The sequence below is a fragment of the Cyanobacteriota bacterium genome, assembly GCA_025054735.1.
GTDB lineage: Bacteria > Cyanobacteriota > Cyanobacteriia > SKYG9 > SKYG9 > SKYG9.
The window spans coordinates 1-2,151 of the sequence record JANWZG010000536.1; the positions used below are offsets into that span (position 1 = coordinate 1).

The window sequence follows — 2,151 nt, forward strand, 5'->3', positions numbered from 1 at the left end:
TGTACATTGATCACAACAATAGGCTGATTCCCTAGCTGAATCTGGCTCACCTGGGCCAGCCTGTCTAGATAAAATGCCCGATACCAAAACGGGTGGGTCGGCACTGATTCCAACACCACCCGCTCATGGGTTTGGATGGGATAACGACTAAGGATAGCTTGCCCAGAAACCACTCGCCCAAAGTGCGCCGAAGGCGGAAAATAGGGAAATGGCACGTAGCGCTTGTCCCAATTGATGGCGATCGCACCCATAGTTAGGGATAATCCTTCCGCTAAGGCAGTCACCTGGTTAACTCCAAAGGATCGTCGGGACGCAATATCAATCTCTTGCAACCCGATAATGTCTGGTTGCACCCTAGACAGGGCCGTTAACACTGTCTGCAAGTTCTGGGTAAATAACTCAGCATCCCGCTGCACTGCTTGGTTATTGGTCAAACCCGACAAATACCCGATGTTATAGGTAACGATCGTTGCCTCGTTTGAGAGAATCGCAGGAGCCTTGTTGTTGAAGGTCACTAGCTCTGCATAGCGATCGCGGGGATAGCTTGCTGAACTTGCCCACCCAAAAAAGCCTACCAGCACTAGCAGCCCTACTAATACGCTAACCCCAATCACTATCAGCACTTGAATGATGCGTCTCCCCATGATTGTAGACCGTTGATGGTCAATACTATCCTGTTCTATGCTAGTGGCAACTGGCAACAGAGTCGCACAACAGCCCCTCCCTTCATACTACTTCTCTACGCTACGACTGCGGATAGCTTGTAGTAGAGACTTCAGTCTTAATTACAAACTAATGGGTTATGGCGCTGGCTTTTGGGGAATTGGTATGAGTTTAAGATCTACATACCCTCATCTCAACCCTAATGCTGAGACCTGCTAGATTTAGCTTACAATCCCCCTTAACAAGAGGACTTCAACCCAGGCTAGTTCGAGTCCTACTCCTTAAAGGGGACAAAGGAGGAACAACTGCTAAGATTCCCCTAAACCTCCCCAAAACCTCCTCAGTAAGGTGAGCCTCAACCCAAACTAGCTCAATCCCCCCTTGTTTAAGGGGAACAAGGGGGAATCACTATGGCTCGTTGCAGGCTAAGTCTTTATAATCGGGCTTGTGGTACTGTCCTCTTACCCTTGCCTATCAGAGATACTAGAACTCTAATCCACAAGGGGAAATTCGCCTGCATCACTAGAACTGCATCACAAGGTCAGAGTTGACTGTCAAGGTTAGGTCAGCTTCAGGGTTCACAGAGATTAGAGTAACCCGGTTACGCTCTAACAACAATCCTGCCAAGAGGCCAACCCCAACACCACTGAGAACTTCTTCCGTGGCGATCGCGGTATCTCCAGTCACAGCGGCAATAGCTGCTGCTGCTGCGCCACCGAGGGCTGCATTCCGCAACACATTGCCCACATTGATACCCTGACTGATTTCTTCCGTTCGGCTGATGATTTGAGAGGTAGCATTGATGGTCATGCGGCGACCATCGACAAATACCAATTCACGGGCAACAAATTGTGAACCATTTTGAGCAGGACGTAGCTCCCCTACCACCTGAGTGCCCACAGGAATGAGCACATTGCCCGCAGGAGCAGCCACAGCTTGACGAACCCTTAAGGTAAGGGGCACGGTCTCATTGGGGGCTAGCAAGATTTTTGACTTGTCGTAGCTGACTGGAATCAGCGTGCCAGCGACAATCCGATTTTGACTAAGTTGAGGTGTGGTAGGAGCTTGCCCAACAATGTAGCTAGAATTAATGCGCACTGCTTGACCTGACTGTACTAGTGCCTGATAGATAAAGGCAGCTACGTCGGCGCGGGTTGCGATCTGGTTAGGGTTCAGTTGCCGAATATTGGGGTAGTTGACAACAATTTGGCGCTGGGTAGCGGCTGTAATACCACTGTAGGCGTAGCTGGGGATATCAGCAGCATCGTTATAGAATTGGGGCAAAATAAGGTTAGGATTGCCACTGGGGGTATAGCCTAAACCACTAGCTAGGGATACTAGGGCTTGCACACGCGGAATGTTTTGCTCAGGTAAAAACACGTTGCCAGGATAGCCACTCAAAAATTCGGTGGTGTAAGCAGTCTGCACTACACTGTATGCCCAGTAGGTACTTGGCACATCAACAAATCTGATGGCATTGCGACTTCT

2 protein-coding genes are annotated in these 2,151 nt (G+C 49.6%); both read right to left on the reverse strand.

The features are described from left to right. On the reverse strand, positions 1-644 hold a 644-nt coding region (locus NZ772_17830; GenBank protein ID MCS6815414.1), incomplete at its 3' end, for an endonuclease/exonuclease/phosphatase family protein. A 541-nt stretch (positions 645-1,185) separates the two neighbouring features. After that, positions 1,186-2,151: S-layer homology domain-containing protein (locus tag NZ772_17835; protein ID MCS6815415.1), on the reverse strand; the 966-nt coding region annotated here is incomplete at its 5' end.